The 17,838-nt window shown below is 55.6% G+C and carries 14 protein-coding genes and 1 pseudogene; 12 read left to right on the top strand and 3 right to left on the bottom strand.

What is annotated here, in order from left to right:
* Window positions 1–1,130: 1,130 nt before the first annotated feature.
* The 5 genes from GOW56_RS21130 to GOW56_RS21150 all read left to right on the top strand — a co-directional run bounded on the left by GOW56_RS21130 (window position 1,131) and on the right by GOW56_RS21150 (window position 8,741).
* Window positions 1,131–2,324 carry a hypothetical protein gene (locus tag GOW56_RS21130; RefSeq protein WP_171207111.1) on the top strand — a complete coding sequence of 398 codons (1,194 nt, stop codon included), beginning with the start codon at window positions 1,131–1,133 and terminating at the stop codon, window positions 2,322–2,324.
* Between the two features lie 152 nt (window positions 2,325–2,476).
* Window positions 2,477–3,988 carry a hypothetical protein gene (locus tag GOW56_RS21135; RefSeq protein WP_171207112.1) on the top strand — a complete coding sequence of 504 codons (1,512 nt, stop codon included), beginning with the start codon at window positions 2,477–2,479 and terminating at the stop codon, window positions 3,986–3,988.
* The gene (locus GOW56_RS22150) at window positions 3,985–6,120 is read left to right on the top strand and encodes a BadF/BadG/BcrA/BcrD ATPase family protein (RefSeq protein WP_171207113.1); all 2,136 of its coding nucleotides are present in this window, start codon (window positions 3,985–3,987) and stop codon (window positions 6,118–6,120) included. The genes GOW56_RS21135 and GOW56_RS22150 overlap by 4 nt, the downstream gene beginning before the upstream one ends.
* Window positions 6,071–7,261, top strand: a complete 1,191-nt coding sequence (locus GOW56_RS21145) for an acyl-CoA dehydratase activase-related protein (protein WP_171171913.1) — start codon at window positions 6,071–6,073, stop codon at window positions 7,259–7,261. The genes GOW56_RS22150 and GOW56_RS21145 overlap by 50 nt, the downstream gene beginning before the upstream one ends.
* Window positions 7,262–7,439: 178 nt before the next feature.
* The gene (locus GOW56_RS21150) at window positions 7,440–8,741 is read left to right on the top strand and encodes an adenylate/guanylate cyclase domain-containing protein (RefSeq protein WP_171207114.1); all 1,302 of its coding nucleotides are present in this window, start codon (window positions 7,440–7,442) and stop codon (window positions 8,739–8,741) included.
* 255 nt (window positions 8,742–8,996) lie between these two features.
* Here the strand turns inward: GOW56_RS21150 and GOW56_RS21155 are convergent, their stop codons facing one another.
* From GOW56_RS21155 to GOW56_RS21165, 3 genes are all read right to left on the bottom strand, one after another.
* Window positions 8,997–9,362: a hypothetical protein gene (locus GOW56_RS21155; protein ID WP_171207115.1), complete on the bottom strand. Its 366-nt coding sequence runs from the start codon at window positions 9,360–9,362 to the stop codon at window positions 8,997–8,999.
* Between the two features lie 111 nt (window positions 9,363–9,473).
* Window positions 9,474–10,424 (bottom strand): AraC family transcriptional regulator, encoded by a 951-nt coding sequence (locus GOW56_RS21160; RefSeq protein ID WP_171207116.1) that lies wholly within the window; start codon window positions 10,422–10,424, stop codon window positions 9,474–9,476.
* A 107-nt stretch (window positions 10,425–10,531) separates the two neighbouring features.
* Window positions 10,532–11,398 (bottom strand): branched-chain amino acid aminotransferase, encoded by an 867-nt coding sequence (locus tag GOW56_RS21165; RefSeq protein ID WP_152459689.1) that lies wholly within the window; start codon window positions 11,396–11,398, stop codon window positions 10,532–10,534.
* 160 nt (window positions 11,399–11,558) lie between these two features.
* On the opposite strand from GOW56_RS21165, the gene GOW56_RS21170 reads away from it, so the two are divergent.
* The 7 genes and pseudogenes from GOW56_RS21170 to GOW56_RS21200 form a co-directional block, all read left to right on the top strand.
* Window positions 11,559–12,071 carry a MarR family winged helix-turn-helix transcriptional regulator gene (locus GOW56_RS21170; RefSeq protein ID WP_171207117.1) on the top strand — a complete coding sequence of 171 codons (513 nt, stop codon included), beginning with the start codon at window positions 11,559–11,561 and terminating at the stop codon, window positions 12,069–12,071.
* Complete coding sequence (locus GOW56_RS21175; protein WP_152459691.1) at window positions 12,068–12,769, top strand: response regulator; 702 nt, start codon at window positions 12,068–12,070, stop codon at window positions 12,767–12,769. The genes GOW56_RS21170 and GOW56_RS21175 overlap by 4 nt, the downstream gene beginning before the upstream one ends.
* 68 nt (window positions 12,770–12,837) lie before the next feature.
* Window positions 12,838–13,764, top strand: coding sequence for a histone deacetylase family protein (locus tag GOW56_RS21180; protein WP_171207118.1), 927 nt, complete (start codon window positions 12,838–12,840; stop codon window positions 13,762–13,764).
* Entirely contained in the window at window positions 13,761–14,003 is a 243-nt protein-coding gene (locus tag GOW56_RS21185) for an exodeoxyribonuclease VII small subunit (RefSeq protein WP_171207119.1), read from the top strand. The genes GOW56_RS21180 and GOW56_RS21185 overlap by 4 nt, the downstream gene beginning before the upstream one ends.
* Window positions 14,004–14,870 carry a polyprenyl synthetase family protein gene (locus tag GOW56_RS21190; protein WP_171171902.1) on the top strand — a complete coding sequence of 289 codons (867 nt, stop codon included), beginning with the start codon at window positions 14,004–14,006 and terminating at the stop codon, window positions 14,868–14,870. It begins immediately after the preceding gene.
* 16 nt (window positions 14,871–14,886) lie between these two features.
* Window positions 14,887–16,815, top strand: a complete 1,929-nt coding sequence (dxs, locus tag GOW56_RS21195) for a 1-deoxy-D-xylulose-5-phosphate synthase (protein WP_171207120.1) — start codon at window positions 14,887–14,889, stop codon at window positions 16,813–16,815.
* A gap of 290 nt (window positions 16,816–17,105) precedes the next feature.
* Window positions 17,106–17,838, top strand: a pseudogene (locus GOW56_RS21200) (IS5 family transposase); the annotation flags it as partial.

Below are 17,838 nucleotides of genomic sequence, written 5' to 3' on the forward strand. Positions count from 1 at the left end.
CTTCGGTCGCTTGTTTGCCATTCTCAGTCCTCCGTTTCCTAAACATAACGGTGGACCCGTTCAGTTGGGGAGGCTCACACCGGAGAGCAATTTTGGACAATGTAGGGAATGCTTGCAACAAGCCAAAGAACACGTAACATATTGATAAAAAATACAAGAAATAATTTCAGCAAATATGGGCAAACATACGACAGTGAGGCTCACAACCTGAAGGTCAGAGGTTCAAATCCTACTCCCGTAACTAATTCTTAAAGCCACCGTTGGATCCACAAACGTCCTCTGGGCCGTTTGATCCAAAACTAATCCTCAATTGGCTAATAGACTCGAATTGGTTGAACGGTTGGTAGGCATCGATGAGTCAATTCCTATTTGGACCTGCCCACCGAGCGGAAACAAGGCTCTAAGCGACGGATTTAACTTCATTCGACTTTCGGTGTTAAAGAACTTTGCTTCCAACTCACATGAACTAACAGTAGAAATCACTGCTCAACTCGGTCTCGGCGAAGCGGCTTGCCGGGCTCGAAAATTGCAAAATTTTTCGAAAAACCTTAAACTCAGCAGATTAAGGTCAAAAGCCATTTCCGGTTTTTGACAGCAAAGTCATACGAATACAGAAAATTCTCGGCTGAAATTTTTTTCGTGGAGCCAAAAATATGACTGGAAAAAACACCTTTATTGACATGCACACCCACCTGTTCACGGCGCGTTATTTGCCGTTGCACAGTATCTTCTACTCGTTCTTATCGCAGTATTGGCTTTCGCTTGGCTTGGCCGTGCTGGCGGTTCGTGTGACCCGTATGAGCGACTTCAGCAGACCCGCGACGGAAGAACCTGATCAGGACGATTTGATCGACGCATTGCTCAATCACGATGTGGACCAGCTTATGCGGGCCATTGCACATCCGGTTCGTGAGAAGATTAGAGAGTTTCAATCGACACCCAACCCCAGCCACCGGGATTGGAAGGACATAGAGGAGCTGATCCGAGCCCTGAACGATATTGACCATGATATCAATTATTCAAGGGCGGGCGACCTCCCAATAGGTGTTCAGCTTGTGGGCGGTGACAGAATTTCTGACAGGTCCGCTTTTGGAGACAGTGGCACGGACCCTGATTTGCTGGATCGGTTTATGGCCGAGGCCTTCAGGGTCGCTGGTCAAAAAGCGGCAGAAAGCGATTTCTTTCATGAAGCTGAACACATGCGCTCGGGTGGGTTGTACAAACCTAGCTCTGATGCAGGCTTTCGTGCCGCAGGCATTCCAACCGATCAAATCGGTAGCATCTTTCAGTTGCTTGAATTCATTGTCATCATGACCTTGTCCGAGCGAAACCGGTTCAAAGCGCTCAAGAGGGATTTCAAGAAGAATGGTCAGCCGAGTGACCCGGAAGCCAGCCTTTTCGTGGGCGTCCTGCTGGATATGCACCGCGCCTTCGAAAAACTCAAGAAGCCTGGGATGCTTGGGTTCTTACCGCCGTATTTTGACTTCACCGAACAAATGGACCGGATGCAGTTGCTCGCGGCTGAGAACCCGAATGAATTGATCAATTTTGGTGCGGTTGACCCGTTTCGAGGCGGGAACTGGAAACAGATCGTCGATTCAGGCGTTGCACTCGGAATAACGGGCTACAAAATCTATCCGCCCTTGGGGATCCGCCCGATCGATATGCGCGGCTACCAGACCCCGGTCGCCTCTGGGCGAAGTCTGGACAAGTACAGAGAAAAAGCATCGAACCCTGCGCCCTACCCGATGGCACAGGCCAAGATGGGTGACATCATTCGCCATTTCTCCAGCCACAACCTGCGTTTGTTTGCCCATTGCAACCCGATGGGGTTTCAGGTGGAGGAAGGATACGGAATCTACTCCGATCCAGCGTTATGGAAGCACGCGATGGAGACCCACAATGCCCGGAACCTTTGGTTGTTCCTGGCTCATGGTGGTGGCGCAAAAAAAGTAGATTGGATGGGATGGGCAGCAGACAACACCCATTTCAAGCAAACATTTGCCTATCGTGCTATTCGCCTCGTTGAGGATTTCGACAATGTCTATCTTGGCTTGGGTCATATTTTGGGAATTCTGGATCCACAGATCAAGCCAAAGATATTCCATCGGCTAAAATCCGTCATAGTCGGCAACAGCACCCCGGGCGCACCGCACCATTTTCGGGACAAAGTGTGTTTTGGAACGGATTGGGCGATGCCTCTGATGGTCGGCAGAACCCGTGAATACCTGATCGAATTTGACACGTTCTTCAGCGATCCACAGATCAGTCCTTTTGCACCTGATTTTTTTGAAGGAAATGCAAAAAGATTCCTGGGTATTTGATGGATTTCCAGGCTGAGAGTACCTGACCGGCGTCCATGGCAACCTGAATTTCCGATGGTCCTGTTTCACACGGACTCCCAATACCTGAGGCGATCTCTGAATAATATATTGTGCATTGTAAATACATGTTATGTTGGTTGGGGGGTATTTTTATGAGTCGTATTTTGGAAGAGTCCTATAGGGCTTACGAACCTCGTCCTTTTACTGCGGATCAGCGCAAGGATGTCACCCTGTTGTTTGGTGGGGTCACATGGCGCGCCGAAAAACTGCTGGAAGGCCTGTTCAAAAGTGCGGGTTACAATGCGCAGCGCCTGCCTGATGTGACAGTTGAAGACTTGTACCTTGGACGTGAACTGGCGGATGTCGGACAGTGCTGCCCCACCGCCTTCACGACCGGCAACTTGTCGAGTTTTCTCAGAAACGAAGCCGAGGCTATAGGTGCTGACGAAGTGGCCGAAAAATATGTTTATGTGACCGCCGGGGCCTGCGGGGCCTGCCGTTTCGGTCAATATCACCAAAGCTATGAGCTTGCGCTGAAGAACCTGGGGCTCGAGGCGTTCAGGATGTTTCTGGTTCAACAGCATGAAATCGATCAGTCGAAAGGCAAAGACGCCGGTTTGCAGACTGATATTCACCTGCTGCTGAGCACTGCCTTGGGCATGATGGCAGCGGATGCCATTCAGGATCTGGAATACCAGCTGCGGCCCTATGAGCTAGAGCAAGGCGCGACCAACAGGGCGGCGCAGAAGGCGGTTTCCGAGATATACGACGCCATGTTGAGCAGGCCTAAGCAAATGCCGAAATGGGGATCAGTCCTGTGGCATTCGACGACCCGACGCTTTCTGAAGGCCATGAGGCGTGCGCGCGGTCATTTTGAAGACATCCAGCTTGATCGATTGAGGGTCAAGCCGATGGTCAAAATCACCGGCGAGTTCTATCTGGCCACCGCCGAAGGGGTGCAGAACTACAATATGCACAAATGGCTTGAAGGCGAAGGCGCCGAAGTTCAGCCAGCGCCGATGGTCGTATGGTTCGATTACCTGATGCGGTATGGCGGACAAAAGCTCAAGCTGGGCTTCGGGATAAAAGACAAAGCGCGTCAGAACTATGCTCTGTTGAAACTTGGGCGGCGCTTTTTCAGGTTCAAATACGATCAGATGCGCCGGATGCTTGGGGGCGTTCCCCGCCCGATGCCCGATCAGGACAAGCTGCGGGAACTGGCGGCTCCTTTTTTTGACAACATGATCAACGGGGGTGAAGGTGATTTGCTGATCGCCAAGGCGATCTGGGCGCATACCCAGCGAAAGGCACATATGATTTGCGAGCTGTCGCCCTATGGCTGCCTTCCCAACACTATGAGTATCGGCGCAATGGCGGCCGTACAGGGCCGGTATCCCGACATGCTGTATGCCCCAATCGAAGTAAAAGGGGACAGCGACGTACATGCTTTGTCGCGGTGCCAGATGGTGCTGGCGGACGCCAAGATCCGCGCGCAGGAGGAATTTGAATCTGCTCTTGCCGCCGCCGGGTTGACAGCGGACGAGGCCAGAAGGCGCGCCAAAGAGCATCCCAAGGTCAACACGCCATTTTGGAAAGTTCCCCATCGTGGCGCCGTGGGTACCGCATCCAATGTCGTGCTTGAGCTGGGAAATGCCACGTTGTGAAATTTGCTGGGGTAGATATTGGATCGACAACTGTAAAAGGCGTCGTGGTAGAAGATGGCGAAGTCATCTGGAAAGCCTATGGTCGTCACAAAACACGCCAGGCCGAGAAAACCCTTGAACTGCTGTCGCAGATGGAGCTGGAGGCCGGCCTGACCGCCGGTCGCGATGTTGTCACGTTTACAGGATCCGGGGCAGGGACACTGGCAGATCATGTGAACGCGCGGCAAATCCAGGAAGTTGTCGCCGTCGCCGCCGCTGTCGAAGCGTTGCATCCGGATGTGCATTTCGTGTCTGAAATTGGCGGTGAAGACATGAAGACGTTGTTCTTCACGCCAACCTCCGCAGGCAAGGCCAAGCAGGTCTATATGCAATCAGCCTGCAGTGGCGGTACGGGCACATTTATCGAAAAATCCGCACGAAAACTGAACATTTCCCCGGACGAGCTGACCACTCTGCCATTCGATGGTCAAACCCTTCATCGGATCAGCGCTAAATGCGGGATCTTTGCAGAGACTGACGCAAACAGTCTGGTCAAGGCCGGAGTTCCCAAGACCGAAATCATCGCAAGCTTGTTTGACGCGGTCGTGCGGCAGAACCTGGCGACTTTGACAAAAGGCAACACCCCCACACCATCGGTGCTTTTGCTGGGTGGGCCGAACATGTTCTTTCAAGGTCTTCAGCAGGCATGGGCAAGCCATTTGGCCGCGCTCTGGGACGAGCGCAATGTCGTATTGAAAGCAGGACAGAGCGTCACCGATGCAATCCTGGTTCCCGGCGATGCCTTGTACTATGCAAGCCTCGGCTGCGTCGAGATCTCTCGTCGGGAACAAAATGTATCCCGGGCCTATTCCGGCACGGATGGCCTGAAATGGTGGGTGGAAACGGGCCAACACGGTGAAAAGGCCAAGACCGGGCAAGAGGCCTTGGCCCGGAACGGTGAACTCGTCCGGTTCCTTGAGGATTTTACCCAACCCGTGATCCAGATGCCCCAGCCCGTTGCGGCCGAGACATACTATGTCGGGTGCGATTTCGGCAGCACCACGGTCAAGGCGGTGGCGTTGGACCGCGACGCGGAAATCAAGGCTTCGGTCTATCAGCACAGTCAGGGAAACCCGATCGAAGATGCCAAGTCCGTTTTCCGCAAGTTGCGTGACGCAGGGATCGAGGATATCGGCGCTCTTGGCCTGACGGGGTATGGGAAAGATCTGCTGAAGGATATTTTGGGGGCGGACGTGCCAGTGGTTGAGACTGTCGCACATGCGGCTGCTGCCATGCACATACATCCCGATGCAGACGCGATATGCGACGTCGGTGGGACCGATGTCAAAATCATGCTGTTGCGGCAGAAAGCGGTCGTCGATTTTCGGCTCAATTCCCAATGTTCTTCCGGCAATGGGGCGTTTCTTCAAGGCGTTGCCGAACGCTATGATGTCCGGCTTGAGGACTATGCCGAAAAAGCCTTCAGCGCCAAGCGGATGCCGAAACTGATGATGGGGTGCGGCGTGTTCCTTCAGTCCGACATCGTGAACCAGCAACGCAAAGGATGGGCGGCAGAAGAAATCATGGCAAGCCTTGCTGCGGTCCTGCCCCTGAATGTTTGGGTCTATGCCGGGCAGTTTCAGAACCTCAAGGCCATCGGCAGGAAGTTTGTCCTGCAAGGTGGAACACATCGAAACCTGGCGGTCGTCAAAGCCCAGATCGATTTCATCAGGGGTAAAATTCCTGACGCGGAAATTACCGTGCACCCTCATGCTGGCGAAGCTGGCGCGTTGGGCGCCGCCCTTCTTGCGCTTGAACATGTGAACACCGGGCAAACGTCCCGGTTCGTCGGGCACGACCGCGTCGAAGAGTTGGAATATGTCAGTACAACCAACAGCAAAACCACCTGCAAGTGGTGTGCGATGAACTGTAGCCGGGCCTTTGTGGATGTTCAGATCCCCGGCGGTCGTGGCCGGGCAAACAGCAAGGTTCCTCTGGCGGAAGGGTGGGAGCGGGTGATTACCGGCAATTCTTGCTCGAAAGGGTTGATTGAAGACGCAGCCGAGATGAAAGCGCGAAAAAAGCAAATCGACGAGGAAGCGAATGCCAATCCAAATATTGCAGAAAGCGTTCGCGAAGGCGCCTTTCGCTAAGTCCAAACCACCCAAGCGGGATTTTCGGATCGGCATCCCTCGGGTCCTAAACCAGTGGTCGACGCACAGGTTTTGGACGACATTGTTCGTTGAACTGGGAATAGGTCGCCGCAATATCGTCTATTCGTCGGACACGTCGGAAGCACAGCAGCTGAAATTCGGAAAAGGGCGTGGTGCTGTTGATTGCTGTTACCCCGTCAAGTGCATGTCTGGCCACTATGGTGAATTGCTGGACGGGCAAAAGCGCCCCATTGATATCCTGTTCGTTCCCATAATCCTGACTGTCCCATCCTTTTTGCGGGGCCATGTCCGGGAAAACATGGCCTGCCCACGCGTCATTGCCGGCCCCGAAAGTACACGAGCCGGATTTCGGCGGGAAAAGGACGTGTTCAAGGAACTGGGCGTACATTATCTTTCGCCGGCCGTGTCCTTGGCAGACCCACAAATTGCGACCCGGCAGTTGTACGACGCCCTGAAGGGTGTAATCACCGACTTGCGCTTGGCTGAATTGCGCGCTGCGGTTGCCAAAGCTTATGACGCCCTTCAAGAGTTTGATCAGAGTCTGCGGCGGCAAAGTCTGGCGGTACTGTCCGAATGCGCCACACAACATCGACCTTGCATCCTGGCCTTGGGCCGCCCGTACCACATGGACACCGGAATTGGCCACGCCATCGAAAGTGAGTTGCAGGCCTTTGGTTATCCGATCCTCTGGGGTCAGTACCTGCCATTGGACGCAGAGATACTGGATTGGTTATACGGCGATCTGATCAAAGCTGGCCGAATTCAAAGCCCTTTTGACATTTCGGATATTTGGAAAACATCCCACAGCGCAAACACCAACGAACTTCTGTGGGCTGCACGCTATGGATCTATTATGCCGTGGATAACCTGTTCAATCCGGTTCTCCAGTTATGAATGCGGAATGGATCAGCCGACTTATTCACCAGTCCAGGAAATTACCGAAGCGCTTGGAACGCTTTTCTTCGTGTTTCAGGATCTCGATGAGACGAAACCTGCCGGATCTGTTCGAATTCGTGTGGAAACCATTGCTTACTATCTGGAACAGAAATCACCGAAAATCATTCAGAGCAAACTGGAGGCCCTGAAAACTGCACCACCTGAATTGCTGTTGCCAACTTGATCCAATGGCCGGTTTTCAGGGTGGTAGGGCACCCGTTTGCGGGCGCGAGGCCAAAAGCGGTTCAGGCTGTGTTGACGTCGCGACGCGAAAGTAGCTTCTGAACAAACAACCTGGGGCTTATCGACTAAGATGGGGATTTGGGGGATATTTCGCGTAGAGTTGGCGCGGGGGCGATGCTTTGCTGAAACACATTGTGGACTCTGAAAATCCGATCGACGATGGAAAAATAAGACGAAAGATGCAGGTTGTTAACGTTGCTGCCTTTATTGCGTCGCTTGGGTTCGGTTTCACAGCTTTCTACCAGTTCCAACTTGGACCAGACTGGAGATATCTCGCATGGGTAAACTTTGGTCTTGGCTTCGCGGCGCTTTTGACGATGACGCTGGATCGCTTCGGCCTTGAGGTCAAAGTCGCTTATTTTACAGTGTGGTTGTTCCTGTTTCTGGCCCATGACATCAGCGTCGGCAAAGACGGTGAAGATCATCTGGTCTTGCTTGTCGGTCCGCCCTTGCTTTTTTATTTTCTAGGGGCCGCATATTGGCGTTGGATCACTCTGATAACGATCCTCAGCGCAGCTTTGTTTATTTATATATCGCTTGTCGTTCCTTTGCACATACCGCCCGGCGAAACGATTTGGGATATTATTGCGCAGTCATATCGGGACGGATTTGTAAGGCAACCTCAAGATGTTATTTTCATTGTGCTGATTTTGGGAATCGTCTCGGCGCTTTTTTTCACCTCCTATTCTGCAAATGCCGCAATAGATCGTTACGAAGACGCTTTGGAAAAGGAATTTGCTGTTTCCGAGCGGTTGATAAATGTTCTGCTGCCTTCACGTATTGCCAAGCGCATCAAAGCACATCCGGACAGGCTAATTGCTGAAAGAATTGATGACGCCACAATTCTGTTTTCTGATTTGTCTGGATTTTCTGAATTCGCGGCCGCCAATGGGGCAAGGGCGACGGTCAAATTGCTGGGCTCCGTATTCTCAGCATTCGATGAACTGGTTTTGAGCTACAAGCTGGAGAAAATCAAAACCATCGGTGACAGTTACATGGTTGCAGGTGGTCTGGACCCCTCGGTCAAAGAGAGGCAACCGGATTCTGTTCGCATGGCGGCGTTGGCGATTGATATGATTGCGACGGTCGAGCGGGTGACAGACAATCTGCATCCAAAGGTGTCCCTGCGGGTCGGAATTCACAAAGGCCCGGTAATCGCAGGTGTAATCGGCGGCGACAAACCGTTTTTTGACGTTTGGGGTGATACAGTCAACATCGCCTCAAGAATGGAAAGCACCGGAGAGCCCGGGCGCGTTCAAATCTCACCCGAGGTAAGAGATGAGATAGCCGAATATGTGGATTGCGAGAGACGAGAGGTTATCAATATCAAGGGAAATGGCGAAATCCAACCGTATTGGCTGCTGAAAGTCCACGACAAACCTGCGACTTCACGCTCGTCCGAGCGGCTCATCAAAGGCTGAAAACCTTATTTTCTCGGTGAAACGTGCCAAGGTCAGTGCGGGTTCAATCAGTGACTGGAATGGGACGAACCTGGGTCAGCTGAAACAACGGACCGCTCGGAGGCAGCTGCGAGCCGCAGCCGGATGGCCTGTTGAGACGGTGAGAGCATGCCCTTGAAGCCAGACCTTTTTTTAAAAACGAGCCGCCGGTTGGTGATCCCGGCGGCCCGGACTTGAAGCATTACAGTGAAACTGGGACAGCCGTAGTCAGCGGTTTCATGCAGCGACTTCCTGCTCGGGCGCGCTGAGCGAGATGACAAGCACCACGGCCGCACCGTTCAACCAGTAAAACACCGCATCCAGTCCTGAGAACCCCAGAACGCTGGGTGCAAACAGGAAGGTGATGCCGACAATCAAGTCTATGGCCAGATGGAACTTGTAGGGAAGGACCCGCCAAATCCCAAGGTGGTGGTCCGTCAGTACCGTCAGAACAAACGCAGCAACACCGGTGACAACCGACAGCCACAGGGCCAGTGGATTGGATTGGCCCAATCCCAACAGGAACGGCAACGTCATGAGGGCAATGGCGACAGGGTAGTCGAGGTAAGCATGGACAGAGCGGGTCACGAAACGCAGGGACATCTGATCTTCCTTTTCTCAATAAATGATAAAGGGAAGGTAGGACGCCCAAGCCGAACGCTGAATTCCTGATCGTTTCTGATACTATGCAGATCGTTCAGAAAACCTGGGGGATCAATGCATCGCCCGGTACGCAGCCGGTGACAGCCCAACCTGTTTCTTGAACACGCGTGAGAAAGCCGCCTCGGAGGCATACCCAACCTCGGCCGCTGCATCTGCCACGTTCCATCGTGCCTCGGTCAGGCCGTGGCATGCGATCTGCATCCGCCAATCCGTGAGGTACTGCATCGGCGTAGTGTCCATCTTTTCAGCAAAAAGCTGAGCAAAGGCAGTGCGTGACATACCCGCCACACGTGCCAAAGACGCGACGCTCCAGTCCTTGGCCGGGGCCTGGTGGAACGCGGTCAAGGCCCGCGAGATGCGCTGATCAGCAAATCCTGCCAATGCGGAATCCTGCGGGCTCTGACGCTCCAGATAGGCCCGGATCGCCTGAGCGAACAGGGCCTCGGACAGTTTCAGCGCGATAAGGTCGCCACCGATTCTTGCGCCTGAAACCTCAGAGCCGATCATGCGCAGGGTGGCTTCCATCCACGATCCGGCCTCTTCGCCATAATTCTCGATCAGGATATAGGGCGGCAGGCGGTCTATCAGCATATGCCCGGTGCCTTTTCGGCCGGCCGGGCCGGAAAAAGAGAAATGACCGCAGATCAGCTGTGTGTCCCGTTCCTCGTCATCACCGCCATAGACCAGCACGCCTTCGCCTGTGTAGCCCGCGCGCTCCAGCACCTGCTCCAGGGGCAATGCGTCCAACGGCTTGACCTCGGCACAGAGCAATGCGTGCGGCGCCCCGTGGGGGATCAGGATCAGGTCCCCCTGCCTCAACCGCAGGGTTTCCCCCGTGGTCGAGACATGAACCTTGAGCTCGCCACGCTGCACAAAATGAAACCGCGCCACGTTTTCGAACCCCGGCACCTGAATTCCGAAGGGCGGTGTGAATGACGTGCGGAAGTAAAACGTGCCGCGCAGGGAAAGGCGGGTGAGAATATCGCTGAGAAGGTCCAACATGTGCCGAAGATACGCATTCTGTGCAATCCGTCCAGATGGCCGAACGGTTTGCACAAAAATTTGCACGTTTGGCAACAAAAAGCCCCCGACAAAGCGGGGGCAATAGCTTACGAGCGAACCAGTTTCTCGTAGTCTTCGGCGATTTGGCGGGTCAGGTCGCCGACCTCGAATGTATATTCGCCGATCTGTCCGACAGGCGTGACCTCGGCCGCGGTACCGGTCAGCCAGCACTGTTCGAAGTCAGCCATTTCTTCGGGCTTGATGCGGCGCTCATGCACGGTGATGCCCTTGTCTTTCAGCATCTGGATCACCGTCTGGCGGGTGATGCCGTTCAGGAAGCAGTCTGCCAGCGGGGTATGCACCTCGCCATCCTTGACGAAAAACACGTTTGCGCCGGTGGCCTCGGCGACATATCCGCGCCAGTCCATGAACAATGCGTCCGAGCATCCTTTGGCCTCGGCCTTGTGCTTGGAAATGGTGCAAATCATGTAAAGACCCGCCGCCTTGGCATGGACCGGGATGGTTTCCGGGCTGGGGCGTTTCCATTCGGCGATGTCCAGCTTGGCACCCTGCATCTTGGCATCGCCGTAATAGGCACCCCAAGGCCAGACTGCGATGGCCATGCGCACCGGATTGCGCGCCGAGGCCACGCCCATATCCTCGCCCGAGCCACGCCAGACCAGCGCCCGCACATACGCGTCCTGCAAACCGCTGGCTTTCAGCGCTTCTTCCTTGGCGGCTTCGATTTCATCAACCGAATAAGGCATCGGCATGTCCAGCGCTTCGGCCGAGGCAATCAGACGCTGGGAATGTTCGCGGCTTTTGAAGATCTTGCCGTTGTATGCGCGCTCGCCTTCGAATACCGATGACGCATAGTGCATTGCGTGGGTCAGAATGTGCACATTGGCCTCACGCCAGGGCACCAGCTTGCCATCCATCCAAATGGTGCCATCACGATCATCATACCCCGCCATGCGAAACCTCCTGAACCGGGTTGAGTTTTCGATTGTTGCGCGATTTAGGTCCGGTGTGGACATAATATTGCGCAAAAACTGCATTTCGATACCGCTCTACTCTTGGAATGTCAATAACGCTGACATAAACTCGGCCCGGTAGTAACGAATGAGGCATGATATGTCCGACATCCGTCCGGCCCCGCGTTATGGGGGCGAGAGCCTTTTGTTTTTGACCGATGAGCAATTGAGGCAGGGGATCGAGGCCATGTTCTTCGCCTATCGCGGCTTTACGGCTGATCCCGATCGCATCCTCGCAGAGATGGCCTATGGACGCGCCCACCACCGGGCAATCCACTTCATCAACCGCGCGCCGGGCACGACGGTCAACAATTTGTTGGCCATCCTTGGCGTAACAAAACAGTCTCTGAACAGGGTTTTGCGAACCTTGATCGAGGATGGTTTGGTGGAAAGCCGCGTGGGTACAGTGGACAAACGCGAACGCCACCTATTTCTGACGGAAAATGGGCAGTCGCTGGAAACCACGTTGTCGGATGCTCAGCGGGCCAGAATGCGCGCCGCCTACAAGGATGCCGGTCCCGAAGCCGTGGCTGGATTTCGCAAAGTGCTTGAAGCAATGATGGATGCTGATATGCGTCATGCCTATACGAAACTTCGGGATACGACCACATGAGCGATATGGATGCCCATCTGCTGATTGTTGACGACGACGAGCGCATTCGTGATCTGCTCAAGAAGTTTTTGATGCGAAACGGGTTTCTGGTTACTGCGGCACGGGATGCGGCCCACGCGCGGCGCGTATTGTCGGGGTTGGATTTCGACATGATCGTCATGGATGTGATGATGCCGGGCGAGGATGGTGTCAGTCTGACCCGCGCTTTGCGGGAAACGCATACGACACCGATCCTGCTGCTGACCGCAAAGGGCGAGACGGAACACCGGATCGCGGGCCTCGAGGCTGGGGCGGATGATTACCTGGCAAAACCGTTCGAGCCGAAAGAGCTGCTGTTGCGGATCAATGCGATCCTGCGCCGGATGCCGGAAACACCGGCAGAAGAAACCACGGCGAAGATCCTGAACCTCGGGCCCATCCGCTATGACATTGAACGCGGTGAGATGTGGCAGGGCGAAGACCCGGTCCGTCTGACCGCAACCGAAAGCCAGTTGATGAAGATATTCTCGGCCCAGCCCGGAGAGCCGATCAGCCGCGCCAAGCTGGTCGAGGATCTGGGGCGCGACAAAGGTCAGGCGCAGGAGCGCGCGGTTGATGTGCAGATCACGCGCCTTCGACGCAAAATCGAACAGGACCCCAAGCAGCCACGCTATTTGCAGACTGTGCGGGGCGCGGGGTATATGCTTGCGCCGGATTGAGATGCCTCTGCGCGGCGTTTTTTGGCCTTCGGCGAGGATATTTGTAGCCAGATGAAGATGGGATCCCAATGACAACCGCCCTTTTGACCCACGCCGATTGTCTGGGCCATGTGACACCTGACGGGCACCCGGAACGGGTGGCGCGGCTGGAGCATATTCTGCATGCATTGGAAGCGCTGGAGCTGAAGCGGGTGACAGCTCCGATGGCTGCGGATGACGATCTTCTGCGCATTCACCCCGAGAGCTATGTTCGCGACATTCGGGCCGCGCGCCCTGCGGACGGGTTCGCACAGATCGACGGGGATACGTTCCTGTCTCCGGGATCGGTGGACGCAGCTTACCGCGCGGCGGGTGCGGTGGTGCGGGCCGTTGATCTGGTTTTAGGTGATGAAGCCTCGAACGCATTCTGTGCCATTCGCCCGCCGGGGCACCATGCGGAAACCGAAACGGCCATGGGCTTCTGCCTGTTTGGAAATGCAGCATTGGCGGCGAAACACGCGCTGGACCATCACGGTTTGAAACGTGTGGCCGTGGTCGACTTTGACGTGCATCACGGCAATGGAACCCAGGACCTGTTGTGGGATGAAGCGCGGGCTTTGGTGATAACCAGTCAGCAGATGCCTTTGTGGCCCGGATCGGGCCGGCCCGAGGAAACGGGTGCTCATGATACGGTTCTCAACATCCCTCTGGCGCCCGGCAGTGGTGGCGCCGAGATGCGTACCGCCTATGAAACGAAGGCCTTTCCGCGCTTGCGGGCCTTCAGGCCGGAACTGATTATCATTTCCGCAGGGTTCGACGCCCATCAGGACGACCCGCTGGCCAATCTGAACTGGGCCACTGATGACTTCGCCTGGATCACCGCCGAGCTGTGCAGGATTGCCGACGAGGTTTGCGACGGTCGTATCGTCTCGACTCTGGAAGGCGGGTATGATCTGAACGCACTGGCCCAGGCCACACGCGCCCATGTGGAAGAATTGATAAAGGCAGCCCGATGACCCAGACCCCCGTAGACCAGATGACGTTCGAACAGGCGATGAAAGAGCTTGAAGCCGTAGTTGGCCAGCTGGAACGTGGCGATGTCGCGCTGGATCAATCAATTTCGCTGTACGAACGCGGCGCGGCGCTGAAAAAGCGGTGCGAGGAGGAGTTGAAGCGCGCGGAAGAAAAAGTCGCAGCGATCACTCTGGACGCCAGTGGTCAGCCGACCGGTACGACGCCTGTCGAAGGTATGTGAATGTTCCCCGAAAGACTTGCGCAGGATGCTGCCAGCATTCAAAGCCATTTTGATCTGGTTTTGGGCGCGTTTGCAGACGTGGATGTCACCCGGGCCATGGCATATGCCACCCGAGGCGGAAAGCGGTTGCGCGGATTTCTGGCATTGGAAAGTGCCCGACTGCATGATGTTGAAGAAGACCGGGCGATCTGGCCGGCTACGGCCATAGAGGCGCTGCACGCTTATTCCCTGGTGCATGACGACCTGCCCTGCATGGATGACGATGACCTGCGCCGCGGGCGGCCCACCGTTCACGTAGAGTGGGATGAGGGCACGGCTGTTCTCGCCGGGGATGCCCTTCAGACGCTTGCTTTTGAACTTTGCACCTGTTCGCAGGTTGGGTCCGCAGACATTCGCGCAGACCTTGCCCTGACCCTGGCCAAAGCCAGCGGCGCACAAGGTATGGTGCTGGGACAGGCGCTGGACATTGCCGCGGAAACGGCCGCCGAACCGCTGTCGCTGGACGAAATCACGCGTCTTCAGGCCGGAAAGACAGGCGCCCTGATCGAGTGGTCAGCCTGCGTTGGCGCCGTTATGGCCCGATCCGATCCTGACCCGTTGCGCCGATATGCCCGGGCAATGGGTCTTGCTTTTCAGATCGCAGATGACATCCTTGATATTGAAGGCGATGCCCAAAAGGCGGGCAAGCGATTGCAAAAAGATACTGAGGCAGGGAAAGCCACTTTTGTTTCGCTTTTGGGTCTGCCTGCTGCCAAAGCCCGCGCAAGTGAGCTGGTGGATCAGGCCTGCGCCGCTTTGGACGGGTTTGGTCCGAGGGCGGAAACCTTGAAGGAAGCCGCCCGCTTCGTTATTGCCCGGGACAGCTAAGCCAGGAACGCGCCACATGTCTGACCGCCCCAATACGCCCCTGCTGGATCTTGTGAACCGCCCTGCGGATCTCAAGCAGTTCTCGGACGCGCAACTGCACCAGGTCGCACAGGAGTTGCGGGCCGAAACAATTTCGGCGGTTGCCGTTACCGGCGGGCATCTGGGGGCTGGCTTGGGGGTTGTTGAACTGACCACCGCCTTGCACGCCGTGTTTGATACGCCCCGAGACAAGATCATCTGGGATGTGGGTCATCAGTGTTATCCGCACAAAATCCTGACCGAACGACGTGATCGCATCCGCACATTGCGCATGAAAGGTGGGCTCAGCGGCTTCACCAAGCGCAGCGAAAGCCCCTATGACCCATTTGGTGCGGCGCATTCCAGCACGTCGATCAGCGCTGCTTTGGGTTTTGCTGTTGCGCGGGATCTGGGTGGTGTAACGCCCGAAGGGCTGGGCGATGCAATTGCGGTGATCGGCGATGGTTCGATGTCTGCGGGCATGGCCTTTGAGGCGATGAACAATGCAGGCCACCTGAAAAAGCGTTTGATCGTCATTCTGAACGACAACGAGATGAGCATCGCGCCGCCAGTTGGTGCGTTGTCCAGCTATTTGTCGCGTATCTATTCCGAAGAACCGTTTCACGATCTGAAAGCTGCTGCAAAAGGCGCTGTCTCATTGCTGCCCGAGCCATTCCGGGAGGGCGCCAAGCGCGCCAAAGAGATGCTGAAAGGCATGGCGGTGGGCGGCACGCTGTTCGAAGAGCTTGGGTTTTCCTATCTCGGCCCGATAGATGGCCATGACATGGACCAGCTGCTGCCTGTTCTGCGTACGGTCAAATCAAGGGCAACCGGGCCGATTCTGATCCATGTATTGACGAAAAAAGGCAAGGGGTATGCCCCCGCCGAACAGGCCCGCGACAAAGGCCATGCCACGGCCAAGTTCGATGTGGTTACTGGGGAGCAAAAGAAGGCACCTTCAAACGCGCCCTCTTACACGTCTGTATTTGGCAAGGCGCTGGTGGATGAGGCCGCGCGTGACGACAAGATCGTTGCCGTGACCGCTGCGATGCCCGACGGAACTGGCCTCAACCTGTTCGCCGAGCGCTATCCGTCACGTTGCTTTGATGTGGCGATTGCCGAACAGCACGGCGTGACGTTTTCGGCTGCGCTTGCCGCAGGAGGAATGAAGCCGTTTTGCGCAATGTATTCGACCTTTCTCCAGCGTGGTTACGACCAGGTGGTACATGACGTGGCGATTCAGCGCCTGCCCGTACGTTTTGCAATCGACCGGGCAGGTTTGGTCGGGGCTGACGGCGCCACCCATGCGGGATCGTTCGACATTGCCTATCTGGCCAACCTGCCCGGTATGGTCGTCATGGCTGCCGCAGACGAGGCCGAGCTGATGCATATGGTGGCGACCGCCGCCGCGCATGACGAAGGCCCCATAGCGTTCCGCTATCCGCGCGGCGAAGGTGTCGGGGTCGACTTGCCCGAACGCGGCGAGGTTCTGGAAATCGGCAAGGGCCGCGTTATCCGGGAAGGTGCGCGAGTTGCTCTGCTTTCATTCGGTACACGTCTGGCAGAGGTTCAGAAAGCGGCGGAATCCCTTTCAGCCAAAGGCATAACGCCCACGATTGCCGACGCTCGTTTTGCCAAACCTCTTGACCGTGACCTGATCCTGGATCTGGTGTCCCGCCACGAGGCGTTGATCACCATAGAAGAAGGGGCCGTTGGCGGTTTTGGCAGCCATGTCGCTCAACTTTTGGCGGATGAAGGTGTATTTGATCGGGGCCTGAAATACCGCTCGATGGTTTTGCCTGATATCTTCATCGATCAAGCCAGCCCCGCGGACATGTATGCGGTGGCCGGCATGAATGCCGAGCATATCGAAGCGAAAGTTCTGGACGTTCTGGGTGTCGCCTCGATCGGAGAGAAACGCGCTTAACGCGCCTGTCGGCAGGGCAGCGGACGTTGCGAGGACCGAAATCCGTTTGACTTGGATTTATCTGGTGCCGCTGAGGGAAATCCAAAACCAAAATCTTGGAGCACCACGGAACACTCATGTTTTCTGACCATATCTAAAAACACGTTTCTATGTTTCCCGCTATTCCGTTCTGCACCACTATACCCCATAGCTAGGCTCAGGATGCATTGATTTTCGCTGCGCTGCGTGACTCACGGCTCCAAGAACGGAGCGGAGAGATGAGCGATCTTTATTGACGAACCGACGCGCAGATGGCGAAGCTTGTCCCATTTTTCCCGAAGTCGCACGGCAAGCCTCGGGTTGATGACACACGGGTGCTGACTGGGATTATCTTCATCAATCGCAATTGTTTGCGCTGGTGAGATGCCCCGGAAGCTTACGGGCCGCACAAAACGCTTTACAGCCGATGGACGCGTTGGAGCGAGAAAGGCATCTTCGCACGGATCATGTCTGGTCTGACCGCCCAGCATGGCGAAGAGACGACAGTCATGATTGACGCGACCTATCTCAAAACACACCGCATTGCGACCAGTATGGCAGCAAAAAAGGGGGCGTGGCCGCCTGATCGGTAGAACCAAGGGCGGCATGAATACCAAGCTGCATGCTATCTGTGATAGCGAGGGTCGCCCGCTCAACCTGTTCGTTACGGCCGGGCAAATCAGTGATTAAATCGGTGCTCGGGCTCTGCTCAGCAGCATACCAAACGTGAATTGGCTTCTCGGGGATCGTGGTTATGACGCCGACTGGTTTCGAGAAGCGTTGAAAGACAAAGGGATACGCGCCTGCACCCCCGGGCGAAAGCAGCGAAAGACGCCTGTCGAGTACGACAAGCGCAGATACAAGCGGCGAAACCGCATTGAGATTATGTTTGGCAGGCTTAGGGATTGGAGGCGCGTGGCGACACGCTATGACCGTTGTTCCAAGGTCTTCCTATCAGCCATCGCACTCGTAGCAAACCTCATCTACTGGTTATGGGTCCTGACC

This window comes from Ruegeria sp. HKCCA0235A, from assembly GCF_013033235.1.
Taxonomy (GTDB): Bacteria; Pseudomonadota; Alphaproteobacteria; order Rhodobacterales; family Rhodobacteraceae; genus Ruegeria.